23 protein-coding genes are annotated in these 19,007 nt (G+C 53.5%); 9 read left to right on the top strand and 14 right to left on the bottom strand.

Annotated features, from left to right (window positions below):
- Positions 1-15: 15 nt before the first annotated feature.
- Positions 16-276: an adenine-specific methyltransferase EcoRI family protein gene (locus ACTNBK_RS13520; RefSeq protein WP_441146857.1), complete on the top strand. Its 261-nt coding sequence runs from the start codon at positions 16-18 to the stop codon at positions 274-276.
- Positions 273-1,397, top strand: a complete 1,125-nt coding sequence (locus tag ACTNBK_RS13515) for an HNH endonuclease family protein (protein WP_441146855.1) — start codon at positions 273-275, stop codon at positions 1,395-1,397. Before ACTNBK_RS13520 ends, ACTNBK_RS13515 begins: the two co-directional genes overlap by 4 nt.
- Before the next feature lie 95 nt (positions 1,398-1,492).
- Here ACTNBK_RS13515 and ACTNBK_RS13510 read toward each other — a convergent pair whose 3' ends face one another.
- A complete protein-coding gene (locus ACTNBK_RS13510) occupies positions 1,493-2,410 on the bottom strand; it encodes a magnesium transporter CorA family protein (RefSeq protein ID WP_441146853.1) in 918 nt (305 codons plus the stop codon).
- A 385-nt stretch (positions 2,411-2,795) separates the two neighbouring features.
- On the opposite strand from ACTNBK_RS13510, the gene ACTNBK_RS13505 reads away from it, so the two are divergent.
- On the top strand, positions 2,796-3,242 hold the full coding sequence (locus tag ACTNBK_RS13505) for an Hsp20/alpha crystallin family protein (protein WP_235228383.1): 447 nt from the start codon (positions 2,796-2,798) through the stop codon (positions 3,240-3,242).
- A gap of 34 nt (positions 3,243-3,276) precedes the next feature.
- On the top strand, positions 3,277-3,810 hold the full coding sequence (locus ACTNBK_RS13500; RefSeq protein ID WP_441146851.1) for an HdeD family acid-resistance protein: 534 nt from the start codon (positions 3,277-3,279) through the stop codon (positions 3,808-3,810).
- Positions 3,811-3,948: 138 nt separating this feature from the next.
- On the opposite strand, the gene ACTNBK_RS13495 is transcribed toward ACTNBK_RS13500, so the two are convergent.
- The 3 genes from ACTNBK_RS13495 to ACTNBK_RS13485 are packed head-to-tail and all read right to left on the bottom strand — an operon-like array spanning position 3,949 to position 6,976.
- Positions 3,949-5,214 (bottom strand): hypothetical protein, encoded by a 1,266-nt coding sequence (locus ACTNBK_RS13495; protein WP_441146849.1) that lies wholly within the window; start codon positions 5,212-5,214, stop codon positions 3,949-3,951.
- A 32-nt stretch (positions 5,215-5,246) separates the two neighbouring features.
- Complete coding sequence (locus tag ACTNBK_RS13490) at positions 5,247-6,377, bottom strand: hypothetical protein (RefSeq protein WP_441146847.1); 1,131 nt, start codon at positions 6,375-6,377, stop codon at positions 5,247-5,249.
- A complete protein-coding gene (locus tag ACTNBK_RS13485) occupies positions 6,374-6,976 on the bottom strand; it encodes an RNA polymerase sigma factor (RefSeq protein WP_441146846.1) in 603 nt (200 codons plus the stop codon). Before ACTNBK_RS13485 ends, ACTNBK_RS13490 begins: the two co-directional genes overlap by 4 nt.
- 112 nt (positions 6,977-7,088) lie before the next feature.
- On the opposite strand from ACTNBK_RS13485, the gene ACTNBK_RS13480 reads away from it, so the two are divergent.
- Complete coding sequence (locus ACTNBK_RS13480) at positions 7,089-7,442, top strand: acetyl-CoA hydrolase/transferase C-terminal domain-containing protein (RefSeq protein WP_441146845.1); 354 nt, start codon at positions 7,089-7,091, stop codon at positions 7,440-7,442.
- A 158-nt stretch (positions 7,443-7,600) separates the two neighbouring features.
- Here ACTNBK_RS13480 and ACTNBK_RS13475 read toward each other — a convergent pair whose 3' ends face one another.
- Both ACTNBK_RS13475 and ACTNBK_RS13470 read right to left on the bottom strand, forming a co-directional pair.
- Positions 7,601-8,452 carry a sigma-70 family RNA polymerase sigma factor gene (locus ACTNBK_RS13475; protein WP_441146843.1) on the bottom strand — a complete coding sequence of 284 codons (852 nt, stop codon included), beginning with the start codon at positions 8,450-8,452 and terminating at the stop codon, positions 7,601-7,603.
- Positions 8,449-9,666: a DUF6076 domain-containing protein gene (locus tag ACTNBK_RS13470; RefSeq protein WP_441146842.1), complete on the bottom strand. Its 1,218-nt coding sequence runs from the start codon at positions 9,664-9,666 to the stop codon at positions 8,449-8,451. The genes ACTNBK_RS13475 and ACTNBK_RS13470 overlap by 4 nt, the downstream gene beginning before the upstream one ends.
- 150 nt (positions 9,667-9,816) lie before the next feature.
- Between ACTNBK_RS13470 and ACTNBK_RS13465 the strand changes: the two genes are divergently transcribed.
- The 4 genes from ACTNBK_RS13465 (at position 9,817) to mobL (ending at position 11,880) form a co-directional block, all read left to right on the top strand.
- Entirely contained in the window at positions 9,817-10,032 is a 216-nt protein-coding gene (locus ACTNBK_RS13465; protein ID WP_441146840.1) for a helix-turn-helix transcriptional regulator, read from the top strand.
- Positions 10,029-10,700, top strand: coding sequence for a helix-turn-helix domain-containing protein (locus tag ACTNBK_RS13460; protein ID WP_441146838.1), 672 nt, complete (start codon positions 10,029-10,031; stop codon positions 10,698-10,700). The genes ACTNBK_RS13465 and ACTNBK_RS13460 overlap by 4 nt, the downstream gene beginning before the upstream one ends.
- A 305-nt stretch (positions 10,701-11,005) precedes the next feature.
- Positions 11,006-11,425, top strand: coding sequence for a hypothetical protein (locus tag ACTNBK_RS13455; RefSeq protein WP_441146836.1), 420 nt, complete (start codon positions 11,006-11,008; stop codon positions 11,423-11,425).
- Positions 11,413-11,880, top strand: coding sequence for a relaxase MobL (gene mobL / locus ACTNBK_RS13450; RefSeq protein WP_441146834.1), 468 nt, complete (start codon positions 11,413-11,415; stop codon positions 11,878-11,880). The genes ACTNBK_RS13455 and mobL overlap by 13 nt, the downstream gene beginning before the upstream one ends.
- Here the strand turns inward: mobL and ACTNBK_RS13445 are convergent.
- The 8 genes from ACTNBK_RS13445 to ACTNBK_RS13410 all read right to left on the bottom strand — a co-directional run bounded on the left by ACTNBK_RS13445 (position 11,877) and on the right by ACTNBK_RS13410 (position 18,614).
- Positions 11,877-12,017: a DNA cytosine methyltransferase gene (locus ACTNBK_RS13445; protein WP_441146832.1), complete on the bottom strand. Its 141-nt coding sequence runs from the start codon at positions 12,015-12,017 to the stop codon at positions 11,877-11,879. The genes mobL and ACTNBK_RS13445 overlap by 4 nt on opposite strands.
- A 14-nt stretch (positions 12,018-12,031) precedes the next feature.
- Entirely contained in the window at positions 12,032-12,328 is a 297-nt protein-coding gene (locus ACTNBK_RS13440; protein WP_441146830.1) for a hypothetical protein, read from the bottom strand.
- A complete protein-coding gene (locus ACTNBK_RS13435) occupies positions 12,318-13,244 on the bottom strand; it encodes a ParM/StbA family protein (protein WP_441146828.1) in 927 nt (308 codons plus the stop codon). Before ACTNBK_RS13435 ends, ACTNBK_RS13440 begins: the two co-directional genes overlap by 11 nt.
- The gene (locus tag ACTNBK_RS13430) at positions 13,241-14,296 is read right to left on the bottom strand and encodes a DUF4240 domain-containing protein (protein ID WP_441146826.1); all 1,056 of its coding nucleotides are present in this window, start codon (positions 14,294-14,296) and stop codon (positions 13,241-13,243) included. Before ACTNBK_RS13430 ends, ACTNBK_RS13435 begins: the two co-directional genes overlap by 4 nt.
- Positions 14,283-14,645 carry a synapsin-1 (Synapsin I) gene (locus tag ACTNBK_RS13425; RefSeq protein WP_441146824.1) on the bottom strand — a complete coding sequence of 121 codons (363 nt, stop codon included), beginning with the start codon at positions 14,643-14,645 and terminating at the stop codon, positions 14,283-14,285. Before ACTNBK_RS13425 ends, ACTNBK_RS13430 begins: the two co-directional genes overlap by 14 nt.
- Before the next feature lie 16 nt (positions 14,646-14,661).
- The gene (locus ACTNBK_RS13420; RefSeq protein WP_441146822.1) at positions 14,662-15,639 is read right to left on the bottom strand and encodes a hypothetical protein; all 978 of its coding nucleotides are present in this window, start codon (positions 15,637-15,639) and stop codon (positions 14,662-14,664) included.
- Positions 15,639-16,013 (bottom strand): single-stranded DNA-binding protein, encoded by a 375-nt coding sequence (locus tag ACTNBK_RS13415; RefSeq protein ID WP_441146820.1) that lies wholly within the window; start codon positions 16,011-16,013, stop codon positions 15,639-15,641. Before ACTNBK_RS13415 ends, ACTNBK_RS13420 begins: the two co-directional genes overlap by 1 nt.
- A gap of 99 nt (positions 16,014-16,112) precedes the next feature.
- A complete protein-coding gene (locus ACTNBK_RS13410) occupies positions 16,113-18,614 on the bottom strand; it encodes a SpaA isopeptide-forming pilin-related protein (protein WP_441146818.1) in 2,502 nt (833 codons plus the stop codon).
- Positions 18,615-19,007: the final 393 nt, after the last annotated feature.

Below are 19,007 nucleotides of genomic sequence, written 5' to 3'. Positions count from 1 at the left end.
AGATGTAACGGCATTATGGGTGTACCTATTACGTTTTTGGACAAATACAATCCAGAACAATTTGAAATTATTGGCTGTGCTGATTATACCGGGAAATACGGCTCTGATGAGATTGGAATTTGCAGGATCGGCGAAGAGTGGATTGCAAAATATCGTGCACAAGGTGGCAGAGGACATTACACCGCAAATATGACAAGCCTTGTATATTACGATACAAGTGGGAACGCAAAAAATACCTTTAAGAGAATTTTAATCAAAAGGAGGGCAAGCAAGTGAAAATAGAGCCAAAGCAAATCAAGGTCAGAGAGGTTTTTGAGTGTTATGCTGACAACGGCGATGACGGTGTTTTTGCCTATGGAGGCAGACTTGCGATCCGCCCGCCCTATCAACGGGAATTTGTTTATGACAATGAGCAGGCGGAGGCCGTTATCCAAACAGTATTAAAAGGCTTTCCTTTGAATGTCATGTATTGGGTTAAGGTCGGAAGCGACAGATATGAGGTGCTGGACGGTCAGCAGCGAACCTTGTCTGTTATGCAATATTTGAAACATAAGTTTTCTATCGCGTTGGATGGCAGGAAATATTATTGGGACGCCTTGCCCGATGATAAGTACAATGCAATTATGAACTATGAATTTATGGTTTATATTTGTGAGGGGGAGGAATCCGAAAAGTTAGAATGGTTCCGGGTTGTCAATATTGCAGGGGAGAAGCTAACGGAACAGGAACTTCGGAACTCTGTTTATACCGGTGAATGGCTTTCAGATGCAAAGCGATATTTTTCCAAACGGAACTGTGCTGCAAAACTACTGGCAGACAAATACATTACTGGCGACCCGAATAGGCAGGAATTACTGGAAAAGGCGCTGCGTGGTATCTGCGAATATCAAAGCATTTCCGAAATCACCGAATATATGGCGCGGCATAAATCAGATGCGGACGCAGATGAATTGTGGCAGTATTTCCAAGATGTTATCCATTGGTCTGAGAAGATTTTCCCAAAATACTTTTCGGATATGAAAGGGTTGGATTGGTGTCATCTCTACAATGAGTACCATAATCGCGCCTACAATTCTGCGGTCATGTCCGCAGAAGTAAAACGTCTACACGAGGATGAAGATGTGCAAAAGCCGAAAGGCATTTATGAGTTCTTACTTTGCCGAGATACCGATCCGTTCGCAGGCAGATTGTTAAACCTGCGTGCATTTGATAAACGGGAAAAACTGGCGGCGTACAGCAGGCAAAATGGGATATGTCCTGTCTGCGGAGAGCATTTTGAATTTGAGGAAATGGAGGGCGATCACATCAAGCCTTGGAGCAAAGGCGGGCAAACAACGCCCGATAACTGTCAAATGCTTTGTAAATCCTGCAACGGTAAAAAAACCGATAAATATTGAGATGCACCCCATTCGTTAGACAGTATGGCATGCTGCCTGACGAATGGGGTGTTTATTAAGTCCAAAGAGGTACCAATTCGCTGGTATCGCGGGATTCACCAGAATTTTTTCTTCTTCATCACCCAGAGACAAATCAAAACTACAAGAACACTGATGCCAATGACTGCCGGGTAGCCGTATTTCCAGGTCAATTCCGGCATATTGGTAAAGTTCATGCCATACCAGCCTGCCACCAGAGATAGGGGTAAAAAGATAGTCGTGACGATGGTGAGTATCTTCATAATGTTGTTCTGGCGAATATCGATTTCCGCCTGAAACAGTTCCCGCACCTGTAGTCCATATTCCCGCAGCATCTGTGCCTCATTCTTCAGACGCCCAATGCGTTTCTCCACCATATGAAACAGGCGAAGTTCATGCTCTTCGAAATACTCATTTTCATTTTCCTGAAATTCACAGACCATATCATCCAACTGCGTATAGTACCGTATCCAGTTGGATATTTCTTTTCGTATTGCCGTCATTTTGGGGTTGAATCCCGCCAACTGGCCTGCCAGCACCTGATCTTCGAGTTGATCCAGCTCATCCTCTAATTCCTGCAAGTGGTGCATATCCTTGGCGATGATCAGCTCCAGGAACGTATAAAAGAAACTGCCTGGACTCTTTTCCATCTGTGGATTCTCCCGGAGCAGTCTCTGGATCATGGCATGGGCCACACCCGCATCGTCGCTCAAAACCACATGGCTGGGTGTCATCAGATATCCGAAGGCGATGGGTGCCTTTTCTTTTGTATGCCGTGGGGTCACAATGGTCCCGCACAGATAATTTCGGTGGGGTTCAGCCTTACATACGCGGGCATCCCTCGCTGTAGGCGTATGGCGGAGAACCTGCTCCAGTCCCGGGAGTTGGAGATTCTGGTCCAGTTCCTCCGAGGACAGCAGTGTAAGGACGCAGGTATCTGGATCTGGCTTTCCAGACAGCGGCGTCAGGTTAGAACCTATCCTATATTGATACATAAGCGGCCTCCTGAATCGCTTCTTTTTCAGTGCCATTGTACCACTATCTGCACAAAGCGCAAGCCGCCTGCGGTTTCATCGTGAAAAGCATTTTCAATGGTTCTACGCAGTGCAATCGGGGTATAACCAGCATCATTTTCTTTCCTGATTCGTAGGCGAGCGCTAAAAGTGCTGAGGCATTCCTTGCGGCCCCAGCATTTCTAATGCCTGACGGCCGAGAAATCGTATCATATGTGAACGAACTTTTGTATTTCTGTTAACATTAGCACTCTCCTATTGACAGTGCTAACGCAAGAGACTATAACAGAGTCGTTCCAAGCGGGAGGGCAAAACAGCCCCCTCACACAGGGCATTTCAGTAAGGATTATGAATGGAGGAATGACTTATGATGCCCAGTATTTTTGGTGAGAACCTGTTTGATGAATTTTTTGATGACGACTTTCCTATGATCCCGATGCGTTCTATTCGGAATCCGCTGTACGGGAAGAACGCCAAAAACCTGATGAAGACCGATGTGCGGGAAACCGACAACACCTATGAGCTGGATATTGATCTTCCCGGCTTCAAGAAGGATGAAGTTCAGCTTGACTTGAAGGATGGCTACCTGACCATCAGCGCCGCCAAGGGATTGGACAAGGACCAGGAAGATAAGAAGGGCAAGTACATCCGTCAGGAGCGGTACGCCGGTGCTTGTAGCCGCAGCTTCTTTGTGGGCGAGGGAATTGAGCCTCGGGATGTGTCCGCCAAGTTTGAGGATGGTATCCTGAGAGTATCTCTTCCCAAGCAGGTAAAGAAAGAACTGCCCAGAAATTCCACAATCACGATTGAATAAAAGACAAAGCTAGCTAAGAACGGAGGCATGCATGATGAGTCGGACAACTTCCCGTGTGTTGTGGGTCATTGCCGGTGTGCTGCTTGTGATGGCCGGTATCGCCTGCCTGAGAAATCCAGGCGCTGCACTCACAAGCATGACGGTGATCCTTGGCGTTGCGATGCTGTTCTCAGGCATCGTGGATATTGTGATTTTCGCCACTGCTCATAATGATATGGCCGGGTCAGGATGGTTCCTGCTGGACGGAATTCTGACGGTGCTGCTGTCTCTGTTCGTTCTTGGCAATGGATGGTTTACGGCGCTTACCCTGCCGTTCATTTTTGGAATGTGGCTGATTTTCTCTGGCATAACCAAATTCGTGAACTCCTTTGACCTGCAGCGGCTTGGAGTACGCGGCTGGGGCTGGTTCACTGCGATTGGCGTTCTGCTCGCATGTGCCGGTTTCTTCTCATTCCTGTCACCCATTGCCAGCCTTGTGGCCATGACTACTGTTGTAGGTGTGTTCCTGATCCTGCAAGGAATTGTATCCATTATGCGTGGATGCTTTTCTGGCCGCCTTTGGATTTGATTGCTCCGTCGAGTAATTCAGAATATGACTGCATGTTCAAGTGAATGTAAACGGTCGTGGTTTAGCAGTAACTACTGAACCACGACCGATTTATATTTGGGCAAATCTTTTGAATTAGTTTTGAGTATCCTGAAACTCCTACTTTGCGATATCAATCTGAATATAGACAGTCAGCTTGTTCTGGCCCACGTCGATCCAGTCCATGGGCTGAGTACAATCATAATCGTAGTACAGCTGATAGCCCTCCATGGCGTCAAATTCAACCTCTGTGGACTTATCCACCTGGAAAGCCTGTTCCTCGGAATTCTCTTTTCCGGGATTGATAACCACATTCAGATAGCAGGCGTCCTCCGGGAACAGAATGCTCATAGCCGCCTGCTCCTCCATGAGCCGGGGTTCATCGTAGAGAATATTGCTGCGGGTCACGGAGACTACGCTGCCGTCCTCGGCGCTGTACTCCGTCACCTCCATGCCGTTGATGAGGCCGGTCGCATCGTCGATAAAGTAAATAACCTCGCTGCTGATCCCTGTCAGACGATTCTCTCTGGCGGCGGTCAGGGTGCTGGTCCCATACTCCGTGCTGTCGGTCTTGCCCGTCACGGTCTCATAGTCACACGGCTGACGCGCCAGCCAGCGGTCAGACACCATGGCTTCATACTCAGATGCCGGACACAGCGTCATCGTTTTCAGGCCGTCTTTTTCGCAGGTGTACAGGGCACCGGGAACGTCATCGTTGATGTATCCCGCCTCGCAGTATACTACCTGGTCAGCGTCATCGTACTGTTCATAGTCATACCACAGACGGCCATTGGAACTGACGAATTGCCGGACAGTCTTATTCTGCCAGTTGTTTTCTCCGTCCCAGGTCTCGGAGACGCAGGTCACCGCGCTGTGTTCCTTCATGATCATGGGGATGCTGTTGCTGTTGCGAAGGTCTGTGATCTCCGGATCATCCTGCCCGCTGATGGGCATAACGGAAGCGTTGGAGACGCCGGCTACTTTCCCGTCCTTACAGCTAACATTCATCGCCCGGATTTCCTCCAGCGCATCATCCTTGGCATAGGAGAAAGACACAGTTGTCTCGCCGTCTCCCAGCGCCCGGAAGCTGGCGACAAAGGTTCCGTCATTGTCCTCCTCCGTGACCAGCTCCAACAGGGTGGTGTCGTCGATGGTAAAGTTCCAAATGAATCCTTCCTTTTCGGCGGGAAGGCGGATGGTCAGAATGCCTGCTTCCTGATCAATTTCATACCAGGTGTCGGATGTTTGTTCTTCCAAGGAGCTTCCGTCAGCTTTTCCTTCACTGGTGTTCTGTCGGCCGCACCCGGCCAGCAGCCCTGTCACGCAGGCGAGAGACAGGATCAGGGCAAGTATCTTTTTTGCGTTGTATTTTTCTTTCTGAATCATATCATGTTACCTCGATTCTATATGTCGATCCATCAGGGAATCCAATAGCGGATGATCTGCACCACCTGCTCCTGCCGGACAGTGATGACCGTGTTGTAGCAGTTGAAGGGCGTTTCGCTGGCCTGAATAGCCGCAGGGACGTCCTCGTACTCATAAACCAGGCCATCAGGTTCCTGTTCCAGGTCGGCGTGGTCCTCAAAGGTGCAGTCAGTGGATACGGGCAGGGTGATCGTTCCCAGATCATAGTAGATCGGATGGTCATCCATTGCGTAGGTGCGGTACAGACCGTCATCCTCAATCAGCTCTACGCCGCCGCTTTCGATGCCGCCGTTGATGATGACGGTGCCGTTATCCCGCCGGATGCTCTCAACGGTCACCGGCTTCCGACAGACCTGGATCTGGTCGCCTTCTTTCAAACCCTGAATATCTTCCAGTTCATAGCGGTCATAGTCATGGATCTCCGCGGTCAGGGAATACCCATCCCCGGTTTTGACAAGGTCCGCTGCCGTGAAGTCCACAGAGTATCCGCCGTCGGCAAAGGCGTCCTCCACACTTTCCATCGGATACAGCGGCATGACGTACCCCAGCTTCTCCACAATGGTTTGGGCGGTGTCCAGCAGCACCTGGGCATCGCTGCCGCCGGCAACACACCACTGTACCTCGGCCTCCGGGGCATACCAGCCCACCCAGGCCGCATCCTCGGACTTGCGCAGCTGGACGGAAACATCTTCACCGCTCCAGTCCAGGCTCTCCGTCCAGTCAGCAAAAATGCCGGAGATGTCCTGGGGCTGCTCTGCCTTTAAAGCACGGCAGTAGTACGCCTGCCCGCCCTGTTCAAAATTGACTTCGGCCATTTGCTTGTTGCTTTCCCCTGTGTCGATCAGGTAGTAGGAGGTGCCGGAGGCACTGTCCGGCAGGGGGATGGAGTACCCCAGCTGCTGAAACTCAGCTGCGCTGGATTCGTGCATGGGGTTCGCGATCATGGTGGGCTGGTCAGTGCCCCGGTGGGTCATGGTGACGGCAGTCACAGCCACGGCAAGACAGGCGGCAATCACCCCGGCGCTGTACAGCCAGAGCCGCTTCTTCCGCATGGGCTGCTGCGCTTCTTCCAGCAGGTCATCGTCCACGGCGTTCATCCATTTCTGAAAACGAGTTTGATTCATAGAGCGATCCTTTCCTGTTCCAGTTCCGCGCGCAGCCGTTCCCGTGTGCGGAACAGAGATGTCTTAACCTTTGCTTCGCTGACGCGGTATTCTTCCGCAATCTCCCGGATGCTCTCTCCGTACCAGTAGCGGCGCAAAAAGAACACGCGGGCCTCAGCGCTCTGACGGCGCAGGAAGCCGTTCAGCACCCGGCGCAGCTCTGACGCATCCAGTTCTGTGTCCGGATCACCCTGCCCGGTAACGATCCAGGGCTCCAATTCCTCAAAAGCGTCGGTGAGGGCGGTGCTGCGCTGGGCGGCAGTATTGTAGTTATAACGGTCCAATGCCAGATTCCGGGTGATGCGGGCCAGATAGGCCCGCAAAGAGCGGGGGCGTTCCGGTGGGATGGCATTCCAGACACGAAGGTAGGTGTCACTGACACACTCCTCCGTGTCCCTGGGGTCTGCCAGGAGCCGCTGGGCCACACTGCGGCACAGCGCGCCATATTTCTTCTGGGTCTGGGTAATGGCTTCCTCACACCGCTGAAAGAACAGCTGAATGATCTGCTGGTCTCCCATAGCGGCTGAAAATTGGGCTTTCTTTGTTTCAATTTGTTCCATAGTTTTTCCCCCGGTACTTGAAGCGGCTTCATCCTATTAGACGGCACCATATCCGGTTTCGTTTCAGATAAAGCTATCAAAGTAGAGTTTTCATATTCAAATCATTTTTCTTATGGGGCAGGTATGTGCCGATAATATTGCGGGTGTTCAATACAGCGGAACAGGCGGTCAATTGGATTTTGTCCGAGGCGCGCAAATGTCAAAGGGCGGCAAATCTTTTATCGCTGTGACTTCGACCTTCCAGCCCAAAGGAAAGGGCACACAAAGCCGCATTGTATCCCGACTCCCTCTTGGCGCAGCAGTGACAACACCTCGGTCGGATGTGCAGTATGTGGTCACGGAATACGGTTGTGTCAATCTGAAGCCGCTCTGTATGCGGGACCGTGTGCGAGCTATGATCAGCCTCGCACATCCGGATTTTCGCCCTCAGTTGGAAGAAGACGCCAAGGATGCGGGCCTGATTTGAAAATGGGAATCCAGCAAAAAATGCCGTACGAAAGTGCGGCATTTTTGCTATGCATCTTCTCATCAATACATTTGGGCGAATCCAAAAGGACATCACCTTTGTGTGTATATCTAAAAAAATGCGATGGTGTAATCAAAGATAAGGAGGCCTTTCGTTTCTCATTCCGCCGCCAGTAACTCTAACGAAATCGCACGTTCCACCATACGGCTGGCCCGACGGAGCTTCCAGGCTGCGCTGTCCAGGCACTTTTCACGCAGCTTTTTCAGCGCCTGCTTTTTTGCCTTTTCCACGCCGTCCTCCCGCAGTCTGTTTCGGATGGCGATCTCCCGTAGGTCTGTTTTTTGGTAACCGAACACGCCGAAACTCCGGCCCAGAATATCCTGCTCCCGTTTAGATAGGCTTTGGAACTGCTCATGCAGAGACTTCATCGTCAGTGCCCGAAGGGCGATTTCCTCCGCAGATACAGACAACCGATCAGCCATGAGGTACTCAAAAATATCTCCGTCCTCCTCCGGCATCGGCAAGTCATAGACAGAGAAGAAATGCGTGGGATAGGCTACCGCTCTGGCTACTTCCGCTAAAGGAACACCCAACTCACCTGCGATGTCGTTCGTCTCTTTCCCGTCCCGGTGATAGAGCATCTGTGCCTTGCGCACCAGCCCCATGCTGTCCCGGTCCAGCGAGAGGGTTCCCATGCTGGATTCCAGGTGCCGTCGCATCGCGCCGTTCAGAAATGGCACGATGTAGGTTCCAAAGGCTCCCTTGGAGCTATCGTAACCTCCATTCCTGGCGCATTCGATCAGCGTCAGCATCCCAACGCTCTCCAGTTCGGAGAGCGTTTCTTTTGTATAGTCGCTCCAGCCTCCACGATTGCTTGGGCGCAGGCAGTTGTATTGTCGGGCGATCCACTGCGCACGTTTCCGAATCAATTCAGCATGGCTATCACACAGTTCCGTCAGTGCGGCCTGGTCTCCCTGCGTGATTCGGTCCAGCAATTCCTGGTCGCTCATGCGTCCCCACCGCCCTTTCGGGGACGCCCTCTGGGTTTCGCCTTCCGGGTAACACCACAATATGGGTAGAGTCTCTCACTGGAGATGGACCGCTCAAAGTCCTCATTGGAGACATCCGCCTCATTGAGCGCATCAAACAGCATATCCCGGACTGTATCCTTCAGCCGCCGCGCTTCCTCCGCCGTGATAATATCCCGCTTTTGATCCTTCCGTATCCGTTCAAAGGCAGTGAGCTTCGCTTGAATCTTCGGCACATCCCGGGCCAGTTCTTTCTGCACTTCGTAAGTTCCGAACTGCCGGCAGGTATACTGCGGCGCATGGGGACAGGTCCCCTCGCAATATAGTGCATGAGCTCCGCCCTTCACCAGAAAATATTTTTTGCAGACAACACACTGGCGGATGTTGTGTCCGGCATTCAGAGCCGTCATGTAATCCGCCTTCAGCAGCATTTGCAAGCTGTCAGTGGTGTGCTCCTGGCAAATGGCGAAGCGCTTGTCCGGCAGCTCCCGCGGCACATAGCTCACAACACAGTGGTCATATTTCTGATAAAACGGCTGCTCCAGGCTTCTGGGATTAACGATCAGCTTCTCTACCAGCCGCTCATCGTTGTAGAGCTGATAGAGCGAGGCGGCATAGTTCTCCGGTGAGTTGTGTTCCAGCTTGGAGATGAGAAAGTGGATGAAGTTATGGATGGTAGGATTGAAGCACGCAACGTCGCCCAGATAGCGTTCGTAGCGATTCATCTGCTTCCGATAATAGAGCCACTTTGTTTTCCGTCCTCCGGGGAAAATCAGAAGCGGGACCGGGATCTGGCCGGTTGTCTCCGCCCGCTCCGCCATGTCTACCCATTGATCAGTGGAAAAATCCTCATAGTCCAGATCTTCTTCCGGCAGCAGGGAGCGGAACTCAGTGTACTGCTGAGCCTCGTTGAAAAATTTGCTGTCATCCCGAAGCAGGATCTGAAACACCCGGAACTCCATCATCCGCTTGCGCAGAGCCATGAACTGGTAGTTGAGCTTCCGCCAAAATTCCCGGTCCTGGGTGCGCTCGTACTGCTCCGTAAGGTTCTTCATGCGCCGGACGTTTTTCTGGATGCGCTGATAGTCCTCCAACGACAGGTTCAAAATGTCTGCTGTCAGTTCGCCGGCAGAAAATAATTCCCCACCGTACTCGATCGTATCCCCGTGGATATAGAAAACGATATCCCCGTCCATGCGCTCGCCTCCTCCGAAATAAATTGTCCCCCCTGGAAAATAATTCGTCCCGACTTTTTATTATCTTATCAAAATCTCCGACACAATACAAGCAGGAGGGCATCAGCGTCGCCGCTGATGCCCTTACTTTTTGCAAAGGAGAAATCGAAAATGAAACAATCACAGTACAACTCCTACGACGACCTGCCTCTGTTCCTCAACGCCGATATGGTGGCGAAGGTGCTGGGGGTATCGTCCTCCACCAGCTATGAGCTGATGCATGAACCGGACTTCCCGGTACTGAATGTCGGCAGCAGGATGGTGGTTCCCAAGGATGCGTTCATCCAGTGGGTCACCAGGCACACAGAAGGGGGTGTCCTGGAATGACTGCGCTCACCTATCAGAAAGACGCGAGAGCGTATCGGTTTTCGCTGCCCAACGAAATCTGGGGGCTGAAGCTACCGCCTCCCGCCTTCAGTATCCTCGCCTACCTCTGCTATCTCAACAGCCACCATAAGGGTGATGCCGTGCCGAGTGTGGACGAGATTGCAGAGCTGCTCCACATGAGTCCAGACATGGCGCAAAAGCAGATCGATGCTCTGGTCAAGCAGAATCTTATTTCGCCGCAGATGATTCCAGTGTTCACTCGCAAACACACAGGAAAGTTTTTCTCCCTCCCCAACGAAATTTTTTATCTGGATCTGGGGCATGGTGCGATCACTGTCTACGCCTACCTGCTCTACTGCGAAGACCGTAGCAGCCATCAGTGCCATCCCAGTTACAACACCATCTCCACCGCTGTGGGGCTGGCCGTGAACACTGTGATGAAGCACATCGCCAAACTGGAGGAAAGGCAGTTTATCACAGTGGAGCACACCAGCTATTTCGACCGCCAGGGGATGAAGAAGAACGGCAACAACTGTTACACCATCCTGCCGATTCAGGAAGCCATCAACCATTCCTACGATCGGCAGATGGTGAAACTGGAGGAGGTCACGGAACGTCAACGGGTAGCGGAGGAACTACGGAAAACAAGGCCGTGTTCGCCCCTGTGAGCCGCTGTGTGCGCTTCTTCGGGGCTGGGTGGAGTCCCAGCCCCTGCAAGGGTTTTTGAGGCGGTTTTCGGGAGCTTTTTACGGCTCTTCGGAGGACGAAAGGTAAAGCAGGATAAACACCAGGCGTCAAGTATGGCGCTCTGTTCGGTCACTTCTGCCCGCAGTGCGGGCAGTTACGGGAGTTTTCAGGGAGTTCCAAAGCGGGGTCAAAATCGAAAGGGTGCTATCACTTCTGCGGTCGTTATCCCCGAAAGCGTACTCCCCCAAGAAAAAAGTAGGGGTCATACCCCGGAAAGGAGCTCATTTTGAGCAAGAAAGAAAAATTTGCCCTCTATCTCACCCCTGAGAAAAAGGCACGCTTGGAGCGACGATATCAGGAGGACGGCAGCCGCAGCATCACCGGATTTATTGAGCGGGCTATCGATTTCTACCTGGACTACCTCAGCGCCAACAACGCCGGACTGTTCCTCCCAACCTCTATCCAGTCCTATCTGGACGGTCGAGTGGGTCAGATGGAAAGCCACTTGGCGTCGCTGGCCTACAAGCAGGCGGTGGAGTTGGATATGCTCTCCGGGATCATCGCCGACAGCTTTCAGTTCAGTGAGGCGGACTTGCGGCGGCGGCGCGCGGAGAGCGTTCGGAATGTGAAGCAAACCAATGGCCGCATCTCGTTCGAAAAACGGGTGCGGGAAGCCAGCGAGGACGATGACGGATGGCAAGGCTGATCGTCAAAAGTCCGTACATCAAGTGCGGAGGTGGTAACTCGGCAGGCAGCTACATGCGATACATCGCCACCCGTGAGCGGGTCGAGTTGATCCAGGATGACCGTCCGCCAACAAGAAAACAGGAACAGCTTATCGCAAAACTGGTGAAGGATTTTCCTGAAGCAAAGGAGCTGGATGAGTATGGCGACTACCAGGATCATCCCACCAAGGCCAATGCCTCGGCGTTCATCTCTCAGGCGTTGGAGGAAAATTGGAGTGACGTTCAGAAATCAGATAGCTACATGAAGTACATTGCGACGCGACCGAGAGCGGAGCGGCTCGGCTCCCACGGTCTCTTCGGTGACTCGGATGGTGTGGAGTTGGACAAGGCCATGGCAGAACTGGAGAACTACACGGGTAACGTATGGACGCACATCATCTCGCTGAAACGGGAGGACGCGGAGCGTTTGGGCTAATATCGTTCCTCCTTTCCCGGATCATAAATGGCCTCATAGCTGGCATTGGCGTATTTGTCGATCTCGCAGTGTCCTACGCACTGGAAACCGCCCGCGCGGGTCAATCCAGATCGAAAGCCGCCAATGCCGGCGAACATATCAAAGTATCGGATCAGGTCGTGTCATCTCCTTCCTGCAGCGACGCAAGAAAGCCGAGAACATCCTCGTCGATGCTCCCGGCCTGCGGCGCTGCTTGTGTGATTTGGATCTGGCTGCCCTGCAATTCCTGACGGATCGCCTGCCGCACGGCCTCCAGCAGTTCCCGCTGCTCTCTGTGTTCGCAGATCATGCGGCACACAGCGGCGGAACGCTGCCCGGCGGGGATATCCATCAGCTTTTTCCATGCCCTTTGTTGGACAGGGGAGGTCATAGAGAAGGACAGGTTCAGCCGTTTTTTGTTACTGCTCATACTTTTGAGCCATTTGTTCCGTCAGTCGTTCATATCCTTTGGCGTTCAAAGACACATCATCCAAAATGATAGGCCGGCACAGGCCGTCCGCAGCGGAGACATACTGCTTGAGCAGTGCCGCACCACCACCCAGAAATACAGCGGGCATAGCTCGGACATCCAGGCCGCTCTCCGCGATGGCAGAGAGCAGGCGCTTGGTGTAGCGCTCCGCCTCCTGACGGATGATCTTTTTCGCATCCTCATCCATGCGGCTGGCATCGGCTCGAAGAACGCTCTCGATCTGCGCCGCTGTCATAGACAGGCCGAGGCTGCGGCGGATCTGTTCGCTGATCTCATCCAAACAGCGGATCATCCCAAGCTCCATACTGCGGCAGGTGGCAGCGTTGGGAATACGATCATCCAGCCGCATGAGATCCACCGTCCAGCCGCCGATGTCCGCAACGATGATAGACGGCTCGTCCAGCAGTCCGTTCTGCGTCAGCACGGCGGCGTAACCCTGCGGGAACAGAGACACTTTGGAGAGCGTGACGGCATAGTCCTGTCCTTCATAGCGGAAGGACACCGGTTTTCCGCCCCGGCACAAGTAGTCCTGGAACGCTTTCTTATCCCTGCCGAAGCTGGTGAGCGGCAATCCGGCTGCCAGATGGATGTCCGCTGCCGTTCCGGCATTGCGGTATGCCAGTTCCTTTGCGATGGCGACCAGCGTGAGAAGGTAGTAATCCTCCGTTTGGGTCTTGTCCTTTTGGAGCGGCTGGCGTCCGCTGCCCACCACATAATATTTACCGCCGTATTCCAACACATTGCTCAGCGTATACGGCTCATGCTCATGGGCCACCAGCCCGGTGTGAAAGGAAAAATGCGCGGTTTTCATGGCAGCGTAGCCATGATCCACACCGATGATGATGGATTCGCTCATCTGGCCTCACCTCCATGGCTGCGATGTTTCTTTTTGGACGTTTGCCGCTGGTCATACGCCTTTCCGGCACGGATGAGATCCCGCATTTCCTTTTGCTGCACATTCCAGCGCGTTTTTCCATCCCAGCCCGGATGCGCCGCGCAGAGCCGTGGCAGGTACTGTTTCAGCTCCGGTCCCTCTCTGGGGAATTCTATACCGCCTTTGTAGACGATATCCTGTTCCAGTTCTGCCAGCAGCGTTTCATACCTTGCCCGATCCGTCTGATCATAGGCGCTTTTGCCGGTGAGCTGCTCATAGGCATAATCTCCTACATAACTGAGCGTCTCAAAGCAGCAGTCCCCGTAGGGGATGACCTCCGCGAGAGAATCCGGGTCTGCCAGCGCCGACAGATAGACCTCCTTGCCTTGGGCAATGAGCCAGGCGCGAAAGTCGATAAAGCCGTCATCGCTGCAGCCATATTCCTTCATGACCCCGGCGGCGTCCCACAGTCCGAACTTGTCCGCGAGATCCTCATAGACGTGGATGATGTCGTGAAAATTCTGTGCCTGCGTGGGGCCCATAGAAACCAGCCGGTCTTTCAGATAGGCCAGCATGGCATCCATATCCTGCCCGCAGGCGTTCTTGGCCTCACGGATCAGGTCCCAGAAGGATTCTTTGTTGATCTCTGTGATCGGTTCATTCACATTCTTCATCTCCTTTCCAATACGTTTTTTGATGTGCGCTGCCGCACCTGCGCAGATCTTTTGATAAAACGCGTGATACTCCGGCGTGGTCTTATCCACTTCACCGAGAACAGCACGCTCATAGGGTGTGCCGGGGACGATCTCCCAGGTAACGGTCCCAAAGTATGCCGCTTCCAGATACCGCAGCAGCGTGTGTCCGTCTGCCATCTCAAACATTCCATGGTTATCCTCATAGGGAAATTCTTCATAGACCTTGAGCCCGGCGACTTCTTCCGCGGCGGCATACAGCGAGAAACCGTCTGCGTCCAGCGTCGGCGCAAGCTGCGCGTACTGTTCCTCCGGGGATAGCATTTTGTCATGCCGCTCCATCTGACCGCTCCTTTCTTACCCAACCCATAAAGTGCTCCAAAAGGTGAACCCGTCCGCGCACCTTCCCGGCAGACACATCCAGTCCATTCATCTGCGCCTGAATGCGGCGCTGGATGGCTTTCAGCTTCTGCGGGTCATTGCAGCAATCCACGATGACATACTCGCCGCCGCTGGTGGAGAGGATTTCCCGCTTGCCGTTCTCGTCCCGGATGCCGGACAGGAGACGCTGTCCCAGTCGTTTCCGGTAGGCGTCCTGGAGCGCGTCCATATCTCCGCAGACATCATGCTTTTTCAGGATCTCCGCGATCTCACAGGAAGTGATCTTCGTCTCGGCAGACAGCTTTTGCAAAATCTCTGCCTGCGCGTCAGGCGGGATTCCCGTCCGGCTGGGCGCCATTTTCTTCGTTTCCTGCATCGACACACCTCCAATCTGCAGGCAGGATCTTCTGCTCGATGATATCCGCAATCGTCCGGAATACCTCCGCCAGCTCACGGGATTCCTTCACGGTATCCCGCATTTCCTCCGGGGTCATCCGCGTCCCGTCCGTCCAGCAGCGGACATTTTCCTCGGACGGTGTCAGCAGGACGGCTTTTTCGTATGCCTTGCAGAAAAGCGCCGCGATTTTTCCTTTCCGGTCGATCTCGGCGTCCTGTTTTTTCAGTTCTCTCTTCGCTTTTTCGTATTCCAGCGCTTCAGCAGCTGCCTGTTCCCGCTGCTCTTCCGGCAGGTCCTGAAGCTGCCGGGTCAGGTCATAGCCCTTGTTGATGGACAGTTCCTTCTTATCCAGAGCCTCCTTGATGACCTCCGGGGCGTTCTCGTCGATCTGCATGACCTTGCCCATGGTGACCTCTCCGATGCCAACAGCATCAGCCAGTTCTTTACGGGTATTGACAGCAGTTTCTACTGAAGGAAGGTTTGACAATGTTGTCAAACCTTCCTTCGGACGATAATTCTGCCCACCGGCTACCATATTTGCCCTGGCTTTTGCCTCAATCTCCGGCTTCAGCTTCAGCGCGATTTTGCCCAGCTCCCACTTTTCCAGATTTCTGCGATTTTTCTGTGTGTCCAGCGCCCACTGCTTGGCTTCCAGCAGATCCTCAAAGGAAAATACCGCCATCGTATAGGGCAGGCCATGCTTTTCACACAGCGACTGACGGTTATGCCCATCCACGATCACCATGTCCTCATTGACGATGATGGGGGCGTAACAGCCGTTTCGCAGCAGATCCTCTTCCAGAGCAGCAGACTGCTCCGCGCTCAAAGGCGGGAGCAGTTCGGCCATCTCCGGCAGGATCACAGGGCTGCGTTCTGCGCTGGTGTATGTGATCCCGGTATTTTTCATTAGGCGGCATCCTCACAGACAGTCTCAGCATCCACAGCCTGTGCCGCGTCCTCCGCCTTGCGGGGAGACAGGAACTCCACATCGTTGGCTTTGATGAGAAAACCGGGCTGGCGCTCCGGCTCATTCTCAAAGGTGATGGTCTCGAAATCACCGAACGCCGCCAGCTTGCAGCCCTTCCAAGCAAACTCGGCGCAGCGCTCGGCCAGAGGACCGCGCACCTTGATGGAGATAAAGTCGGTGAGATGATTGCCGGCCTTATCCTTGTAGCGGCGGTCCGAGGCGATCCGCAGGATGGCGTAGGGCTTGCCGGTGGTCTCGTTCATTTTCAGTTCCACATCGTTGGTCAGGTTACCAATAGCAGTGATCTTCAGCATAGTTCAGTTCTCCTTTGCTTTAGTTTGATATTTGGGTGAATGGGATAGAAAAAGCGGCAGACGCTCTGCTTCATGCGCCTGCCGCAGTTTTCATGTGAGTCAATAGCCCGTCTTGGGCAGTGTGGGAATGACAGGTTTTCCGTAGACCGTTGTGACCCAACGGCTGATGCCCTGTACCCAGGTGCCGCCATAAGTGCCGCCGACATCGGCTACATTGACGAAGGAACCTGCGGACAGTCCGGTCACCGCCTTACAGTGAAGGTGCGGTTTCTCTACCTGTGCAAAGCCCGCGGGTGCCTGTCCGAATACGAACATGATCTCTGTCACGCGCTCATTGGATGCCAGCTTCAGCGCCGTGGCCGATGCGGCAAGCGTATAGTTCTTTTGTGTAGACAGATTGTCGGCCAGTGTGCGGTAATCGCCGCCGTTGACGCGGTAGACGATCTTATAAGTACCGGGCCGGTTGTAGGTGCCGGTCACTACGGTATCCAACCGCACCTGTGCCGGCAGCGTGTCGCGCCAGTAGAAATTGCTCAGGCTGACATTGGAGGTGTTGGCGATGCCGGAGAACGCATAACGCACCGGCTGTCCGGCCACGATCTCCTTCGGTCCTGTTTTTGTGATAGCTACGCCGGTACTCAGGCTCTTGTCCTCCACCTCAAAGCGCAGGATCTGACCCTCGTATTCCAGATAGGCAGTCAGCTCCTTGTCGTTGATACCATAATGCTCCGGCGCCTTGATCTCTCGCACAAAGTAGCGGGACAGGGGCAGTTGCTTGGAAACAGCCAGTCCTCGGCTGTTAGAGCGAATGGTATCGACCACATTGCCTGCTTTGTCAGTGATCTCAAAGACTGCGCCCTCCAGCAGTGTCCCGGCTGGCAGGCCGTTGGTGGGATTATAGTCGGCAGACTTTTTCACGATCTGGATCTGGCCTGTGATGGGCGTGTTCTTCCATGTGATCGTAGAAGTGCCGCCGTATTCCACATAGAAGGTTTTGACTGTGGTATCCAGCACATAACCGTCCGCCGCCTGGATTTCCCGCACCAGGTACTTTCCGTCCGTCAGCGTCTTGTCGATGTAGACATAGCCGTTCTGGTCGGAGGTGTACTGGCCGATGGGGTTGCCATTACTGTCCGAAACGAGGAAGGTCACGCCGTAAATGCCCTTGCCGGTCACGCTGTCGATCTTGTGGATGAGCATGGAGCTGGCCTGCGTGTTTTCAACGGTCAGCGAGGTCGTCTTTCCGGCTTTCACCTCAAAATTGTGGGGTGTCGTATCCAGCAGATAGCCTTTAGCCGCTTTCAGCTCCGTGGCGGTGTACCAGCCGTCCGCAAGCTGCGGGAGCGTGATAACGCCGTTGCTGTCGGTGGTGTAGGTGCCGATGCGCTCGCCGTTCATCTTAGCGATCTCAAACTGCACACCCTTGATGCGCTCACCGCTGTCCGCGTCCACCTTGATGATCTGACCGCCGCCGATGGGCGTGTTGGTAAAGGTCAGCGTCTGCGTGTCGTTGCGGTCTACCTTTACAGTCTGCGAGGTGCTGTCCAGCACATAACCGTCCGGTGCTTTGACCTCCGTTACCACATAAGTATCCGGTTTGAGGTCCACCAGCTTGATCTGGCCGTTGCTATCCGTGGTGTAAATGCCATTAGAAGTGACCGTGCCGCCGTAGTTTCCGACAAACGAACCATCTGAGGTCGTGATCTTGAACTGTGCGCCGGGAAGCGGCTGCTTGGTTACGCTGTCGATTTTCGCAATGATGAGATTTCCATGTTTGCCGTTGGAAAACTCCACCGTCACCACATCCTGCTCCTTACCGGAGAGATAGACGGTCTGCGGCGTGTCGTCGATCTCATAGCCTGTGGGGGCTTTCGTTTCCTCAACGACATAGGTTCCGGCCTTCAGCCCGGTAATGACGATGGTGCCGTTGGCCGAGGTGGTGTATTCTCCGATGACCGTGCCGCCGGTGCCGGAGGTTCCGCCCAGATAGCGCACACGGAACTTCGCGCCTTGCAGCATGGCTCCGCTGGCCGCGTCCACCTTTTTGATGATGAGCGCTGAAAGGGGCGTGTTCTCAAAGGTCAGCACTTTGCCGGTGCCTGCCTGAATGAAACAGTCCTGCGTGGCCGGGTCTTTGATGGCGTAGCCCGCTGCCGGTTCCACTTCGGTCACACGATACCAGCCGTCGCGCAGCTTGGTGATCTTGATTTGACCGTTTTCGTCGGTGAAATAAGTGCCGAGGTCGTTCAGTTCTCCGGTGAAGCTGTTGTTGCTGGCATAGGTGATGCGGAACTTTGCGCCCTTGATAGGGTCTTTTGTGACGCTGTCCACCTTGTTGATGGTCAGGGTAGGTTTGGGATAATTGCGGAAACGCACCGTTCCCGTTTTATTGGGAACGAGGGTGATGGTCTGCGGTTCGCCGTCCAACAGATAGCCGTCCGGCACACTGGTTTCACGCACCACATACACACCGGGGTCAAGGGCGGTGAGCAGAGCCTCGCCGTTGGCGTCGGTCTTGACGGTGGTGAGCGTGCTGCTGTCTGCCTTGTTGACGGTGAAAGTTACACCAGAGATTGGTGCGCCGGTCATAGGGAACCGCACGGTGGCCTGCCTTCTTATTCTTTATTCTTTTTTAAGCCTCGGTGTTCGAACCACACCAAACCATAAATTCGGCAGGGCGCATCTTAAAAATGTCGCCTCTCGCGGGGTAAAACTGAAATTTTGAAAAATTGAGTTTTTGCAACTTTTTCATTCTAAAAGTGGCGCATTATATGTGAAAACGCCGCACTTTCGTGCGGCGTTTTCGGCGTTGCATCTTTCATCAACACATTTTGGAGCTGCTGGGCGGATTCGAACCGCCGACCTCATCCTTACCAAGGCACATCTAAGGAACCTCTGAATAAAAGCCTTTATCCTGTTTCTACTCAATGTATTAGCCGCCATTTGCGCTTGGTTAAGGTGATTTCAGTGCAAAATAGCCATTATTTATCTGCT

Origin of the sequence: Intestinimonas sp. HCP28S3_D6, from assembly GCF_052065695.1 — a bacterium.
Lineage (GTDB): Bacteria > Bacillota > Clostridia > Oscillospirales > Oscillospiraceae > Intestinimonas.
The sequence above is the reverse complement of the archived record's forward strand: the minus strand, read 5'-3'. Positions and strand labels throughout refer to the sequence as shown.

Bases quoted from the DNA above. Each gene is read 5' to 3' on its own strand.
- mobL (WP_441146834.1), top strand. From the start codon at position 11,413: ATGGCAAGGCTGATCGTCAAAAGTCCGTACATCAAGTGCGGAGGTGGT.
- ACTNBK_RS13465 (WP_441146840.1), top strand. From the start codon at position 9,817: ATGAAACAATCACAGTACAACTCCTACGACGACCTGCCTCTGTTCCTC.
- ACTNBK_RS13490 (WP_441146847.1), bottom strand. From the start codon at position 6,377: ATGAATCAAACTCGTTTTCAGAAATGGATGAACGCCGTGGACGATGAC.
- ACTNBK_RS13435 (WP_441146828.1), bottom strand. From the start codon at position 13,244: ATGAGCGAATCCATCATCATCGGTGTGGATCATGGCTACGCTGCCATG.
- ACTNBK_RS13495 (WP_441146849.1), bottom strand. From the start codon at position 5,214: ATGATTCAGAAAGAAAAATACAACGCAAAAAAGATACTTGCCCTGATC.
- ACTNBK_RS13510 (WP_441146853.1), bottom strand. From the start codon at position 2,410: ATGTATCAATATAGGATAGGTTCTAACCTGACGCCGCTGTCTGGAAAG.
- ACTNBK_RS13485 (WP_441146846.1), bottom strand. From the start codon at position 6,976: ATGGAACAAATTGAAACAAAGAAAGCCCAATTTTCAGCCGCTATGGGA.
- ACTNBK_RS13440 (WP_441146830.1), bottom strand. From the start codon at position 12,328: ATGAGCAGTAACAAAAAACGGCTGAACCTGTCCTTCTCTATGACCTCC.
- ACTNBK_RS13445 (WP_441146832.1), bottom strand. From the start codon at position 12,017: ATGTTCGCCGGCATTGGCGGCTTTCGATCTGGATTGACCCGCGCGGGC.
- ACTNBK_RS13420 (WP_441146822.1), bottom strand. From the start codon at position 15,639: ATGAAAAATACCGGGATCACATACACCAGCGCAGAACGCAGCCCTGTG.
- ACTNBK_RS13500 (WP_441146851.1), top strand. From the start codon at position 3,277: ATGAGTCGGACAACTTCCCGTGTGTTGTGGGTCATTGCCGGTGTGCTG.
- ACTNBK_RS13430 (WP_441146826.1), bottom strand. From the start codon at position 14,296: ATGGAGCGGCATGACAAAATGCTATCCCCGGAGGAACAGTACGCGCAG.
- ACTNBK_RS13415 (WP_441146820.1), bottom strand. From the start codon at position 16,013: ATGCTGAAGATCACTGCTATTGGTAACCTGACCAACGATGTGGAACTG.
- ACTNBK_RS13520 (WP_441146857.1), top strand. From the start codon at position 16: ATGGGTGTACCTATTACGTTTTTGGACAAATACAATCCAGAACAATTT.
- ACTNBK_RS13470 (WP_441146842.1), bottom strand. From the start codon at position 9,666: ATGGACGGGGATATCGTTTTCTATATCCACGGGGATACGATCGAGTAC.
- ACTNBK_RS13505 (WP_235228383.1), top strand. From the start codon at position 2,796: ATGATGCCCAGTATTTTTGGTGAGAACCTGTTTGATGAATTTTTTGAT.
- ACTNBK_RS13475 (WP_441146843.1), bottom strand. From the start codon at position 8,452: ATGAGCGACCAGGAATTGCTGGACCGAATCACGCAGGGAGACCAGGCC.
- ACTNBK_RS13480 (WP_441146845.1), top strand. From the start codon at position 7,089: ATGGGGCAGGTATGTGCCGATAATATTGCGGGTGTTCAATACAGCGGA.
- ACTNBK_RS13460 (WP_441146838.1), top strand. From the start codon at position 10,029: ATGACTGCGCTCACCTATCAGAAAGACGCGAGAGCGTATCGGTTTTCG.